The sequence below is a fragment of the Acinetobacter johnsonii genome (genome assembly GCF_048551975.1).
GTDB classification, from domain to species: domain Bacteria; phylum Pseudomonadota; class Gammaproteobacteria; order Pseudomonadales; family Moraxellaceae; genus Acinetobacter; species Acinetobacter johnsonii_A.
Window position 1 is genome coordinate 1 of record NZ_JBIMCF010000051.1, and the last position, 4,584, is coordinate 4,584.

The window sequence follows — 4,584 nt, forward strand, 5'->3', positions numbered from 1 at the left end:
GAGAGTAAGTCATCGCCAGCTCATTAATTCTAAATCCCCCTCCGCTAATCGCTGAGGGGGATTTTTTTATGCGCCATTTATTAAAACAAAAACAAAAAAGCTGAGAACATGCATTTTTACAAGAGATTACAGAGCATCTTTTAAGTTTTCTTGATGTGCTTTAACCTGTTTAGCATATTTCTTTCCTTGACGCTTCATTTTCCAGCTTGAATGGTAGCCTGTTGGACCGACATTATAATAAGCTAAAGCTTTGGGCCAACTTTCTGCTTTTTGGTTATAGTTAGCGAGAATATAGGTACCACAATTAATATTATTAATTTCTTCAAATAAATCACCAGGGCAGGTTTGTTGCCAATAGCGTGGGATAACTTGAGTAAGTCCAATAGCACCAGCAGGCGAAACAGCATAATTTCTATAGCTAGACTCTTGTCTTATGACTGCTGCAACTAGTAATGGATCCACATTATAACGATCTGCACTTTGTACAATCATAGGTGCGATACGTAATGCTGTAGTTGGTTCAACAGCATATGCTTTTTGAATGCCATTGGCTAATTTTGCTGAACGCTTTTCAACGGAACCGCCACCAAGTGATGCACAACCAGTAAATATTAAAGTTGTTGTTAAAATTAAAACAGATTTAGCTTTAATATGAGATGTTGGCAAGTATCGTTGATAATTCAGCAAACTGTATATCCATTGGTATAATGTCTGAGAAGATCATATTGAGCTGTGCAATTACAGTCAAGTTGAGACAGAAGGTACTATTTTATGGTTTTGTTAAATCCGTACTTTATTTGAGCTAAATAGTGGTGATTCATCGAAAGTCTAGATTTTATGCTGTGAGTAAAGCCACTTACAAAGACAGTTTTGTCACATAAACCCATAGTATTTAATTTTTCCAATAAGTGATTATATGGGCATGTCAAACAAATTTCTCTTGTTTATAGTAAATAGCCTAAGTGGGTAAGACTGGCTATTCTCCAAATATTAGGGTGGAAATTAGGAGGATGTAAGACCTAACGTAAAGACATGACTGACGGCTTATAAAAAACTTTTAAATTTCAAAAAAGAGTGATTTACACATAACAGAAAACAGCATCGACTATTTGTTTTATGGTGATAATTAGACTTCTTGCGAAAGTATCTTTTATGACTATTTTAGATTTTGATATTTATTTAAAAATCAACGCTTATCACTGATTAAATTTTGACTAACGCAAGAGGTCTATTATCAATACTATTAAAAAAATAGAGTGAGGGTGTATATAAAATTAAAAGCATTTATGTATTATTAAGCATGTTAAATAAAGTTAAACTCACATGATTGTGATATGTTTTTTTGAAGCGCAATAAATAAGTTCAGGCGTTGTTAGATAGCATGAATTTGAATCTAGTGATTTCTTATTTCATAGTACTTTCAATAGACTTCCGTAATAAATCAAAAAACGTACAATTTATTTGATCTTAAACTAATCAGCAAAATTATTTAATTCAAGAGATAATCCTTGGATGAAATTCAAAGATATTCAAAAATTATCAGACGTTAAGTTTCGTAGACTTACCGGTGTTAGTTGGGCTACATTTAACCTCATGTTGGCCGAGCTAAATAAGCATTTACCTGGTCATATTGGTAAAGGACGACCGCATAAATTACCGTTGGAAGATCGTTTGCTCTTATGTATAGAATATTGGAGAGAATATCGAACATTTTTCCATCTTGGTATGAGTTACGGTGTATCTGAAACGAGTGCAATTCGTATCACACGTGTTATTGAAGATACCTTAATCCGTTCTGGAAAATTTAACTTCCCAAAACAACTTTCTAATCGAGATGAAGTGGATTGGGAAGTTGTTGTGATTAATGCAACTGAAATATTAGTTCAACGTCCAAAAAAAACAGAAGAAATGGTATAGCGGTAAAAAAAAAAGCGACATACCTTTAAATTTCAGCTATCTATGCACTATACAACAGGTGAAATACTGAGTGTATGTGGAAGTCATGGAAGCATGCATGATTTTAAAATATTTAAAAAAAGTATGAGGAAATTAAAATTTAAGCCCTTTTTTATCGTTGATCAGGGGTATTTAGGGATAAAAAAATTGGGTTTTGGATGCCTCATGCCATCTAAAGCAAAAAAAACTGAAAAACTAGATTCTGAATTAAAAAAGTTAAATAGAGAGATTGGTCGTAGACGAATTCAAGTAGAGCATGTATTTGGAAGGATGAAATGTTTTAAGATTTTATCTTGTGTATATAGAAATCGTCGTAAAAGATTAAACCTGCGGTTTAATTTACTTGCTGGCATATACAATTTAGATTGGGTGAAAGATAAACAATTAAATTGATTGAAAAATGATTTATGAAGGAAGTCTAATGTGAAGCCATAATTCTTTATTTAGAGAAACCATAGCTTCAACATATCCGAATGGGACGTTTTATATTATTTCAATTCGCTTGATGACTTTCCGAGTTCACGGCACGCGATAATGAGTTGCTGAATTTGTTGCGTACCTTCAAAAATATCTAGAATTTTAGAATCTCTTGCCCATTTTTCCAAAAGCTCATCTTCGTTGTAGCCGACCGTTGACGAAAGTTCGACGCACTTAAGGGTAATTTCATTACAAATTCGACCAGCTTTGGCTTTGGATATGGAGGCTTCTTTTGAGTTTGGCTTTTTGTTATCTGTCATCCATGCGGCCTTTAAGGTCAGTAAACGAGCCGCTTCCCATTCGGCTTCCATACGATAAATTTGGCTTGCAATATGAGTCGTTTGTAAGTATGGAGTTATATATTGAGGATCCAAACAATCGCTGACGATCTCTTTAATGCGTTCTAGTGAGGCCTTGGCACAGCCTATAGCCATGGCTGCAACGAGCGGACGGGTATTATCAAAAGTTTCCATCACGCCAGCAAAGCCTCAAGCTATGTCAATTTCCGCATTTCCCAATAGGTTATTGGCTGGCACTCGGCAGTCGATTAAACGAATAACAGCGGTATCAGAGGCTTTGATTCCTAGCTTATGTTCTAAACGTTCTACTGTCATGCCAGCAGTTCCTTTAGGAATCACAAAAGATTTGATCGCTGAACGACCTAATTTTTTATCCAGAGTTGCCCAAACGACGATAGCATCGGCACGGTCACCTGAAGTCACGAAAATCTTTTCACCATTTAAGATGTAATCTTCACCATCTTTTGTTGCTGTGGTGCGAATAGCAGCAGAGTCCGAGCCACAGTTTGGTTCAGTGATTGCCATGGCTGCCCATGTATTTTTGAAACGTCCTAACTGCTCTTCATTGGCAACAGCTGCAATTGCTGAGTTTCCCAACCCTTGGCGGGTCATTGATAGAAGTAAAGCGGTGTCTCCATAACACATTTCAATTACACTTAAAGCGGTAGAGAGATTCACTCCATTTTTATTGCTTTGTTCATTGGTGCCCCGCTTACCGACAGCAGCACCCGCGTTCATACCTTCACCGCCTTCATTCATACCATCGACCAAAGATGCCAACATATCCAATTCTTTAGGATAGCTGTGTTCAGCTTTGTCGTATTTTCGGGAGATAGGGCGAAGTACATTGATGGCAACTTGGCGGGCTTGATCAATCAGTAATTTAAATTTTTTAGGGTTTTGTAAATTCATGCCAGTTTTCCTTTTTATTATGCATGTAGACCAGAGTCAACAATCGCTGTTGCACGTAAATCACGATACCAACGCTCAACAGGATGTTCTTTAGTGAATCCGTGCCCACCTAAAATCTGTACACCATCGGTGCCAATTTTCATGGCTTTTTCGGCACAAAGTAAGCGTGCTAAATAGGCTTCACGGTGAAATATCTGCCCAGATTCAGCTAGACTTCCAGCATTTAGAATTAGCATACGCATGGCATCAATTTCAATGGCCATATCGGCAATCATAAAAGCAACACTTTCACGGTGAGAAATTGGTTCACCAAAGGCGGTACGTTCATTGGCATATCCAATACAATATTTTTTGACCGCTTCACATGTGCCGACCGTCATTGCACACCACATTAAATTGCCGAGGTCTAAAAATGCCGTGTAGTTGAAATCTTCATCGGCTAAGCGTAAAGCAGGGGTTTGATTAAAAATTAAAGTTGCTGTTTCCGTTGCTTTGAGTCCCATAGCGGGAGATTTTTTAAACTGAATACTTTCATCCCGTCTGAGAATAAAAACTTCAGCTTGGCCATTAAGTTCAGCACTGACAAGGAAAATATCTGCACTTTCAGCCAATAGTACCAGTATCTTTTCGCCTTGAATAAAATATTGACCATCACGTGAAATGGCTTTGGTTTTTAAGCGCGAATGCTACTGTCTTGCGCAAAACTATTTAAATATAAAGCTTGTACTTGCTCAGAACCCCATTGTGTAATGGCATTAATCAGACTAAAGGTAGAGAGCATACCAGGGGCTAAACTAAAATCTCCTTTGGCCAGATGCTCTGCAATAAGTACATTACTCAGAAGGTAATCCCCCCTAAAAATAATAGGATCTAAAAGTAGAATTTTCTCTTAAGATACGAGCAGGAGATTCTGCATGAAAACATCTAAATTTACTGACAG

Annotated in this window: 3 protein-coding genes and 2 pseudogenes; 2 read left to right on the forward strand and 3 right to left on the reverse strand. The window is 37.0% G+C overall.

The features are described from left to right. Window positions 1–126: 126 nt before the first annotated feature. On the reverse strand, window positions 127–687 hold the full coding sequence (locus ACG9ZB_RS16365; protein WP_419326770.1) for a lytic transglycosylase domain-containing protein: 561 nt from the start codon (window positions 685–687) through the stop codon (window positions 127–129). An 825-nt stretch (window positions 688–1,512) separates the two neighbouring features. Here ACG9ZB_RS16365 and ACG9ZB_RS16370 point away from each other — a divergent pair. Together ACG9ZB_RS16370 and ACG9ZB_RS16375 are read left to right on the forward strand one after the other, a co-directional pair. Next, entirely contained in the window at window positions 1,513–1,917 is a 405-nt protein-coding gene (locus tag ACG9ZB_RS16370; protein WP_419326771.1) for a helix-turn-helix domain-containing protein, read from the forward strand. A 42-nt stretch (window positions 1,918–1,959) separates the two neighbouring features. Further along, entirely contained in the window at window positions 1,960–2,349 is a 390-nt protein-coding gene (locus ACG9ZB_RS16375) for a transposase family protein (protein ID WP_419326772.1), read from the forward strand. 95 nt (window positions 2,350–2,444) lie between these two features. Here ACG9ZB_RS16375 and ACG9ZB_RS16380 read toward each other — a convergent pair. Both ACG9ZB_RS16380 and ACG9ZB_RS16385 read right to left on the reverse strand, forming a co-directional pair. Continuing rightward, window positions 2,445–3,644: pseudogene (locus ACG9ZB_RS16380) on the reverse strand (acyl-CoA dehydrogenase family protein). Between the two features lie 17 nt (window positions 3,645–3,661). Then, window positions 3,662–4,488: pseudogene (locus ACG9ZB_RS16385) on the reverse strand (acyl-CoA dehydrogenase family protein); the annotation flags it as partial. Window positions 4,489–4,584: the final 96 nt, after the last annotated feature.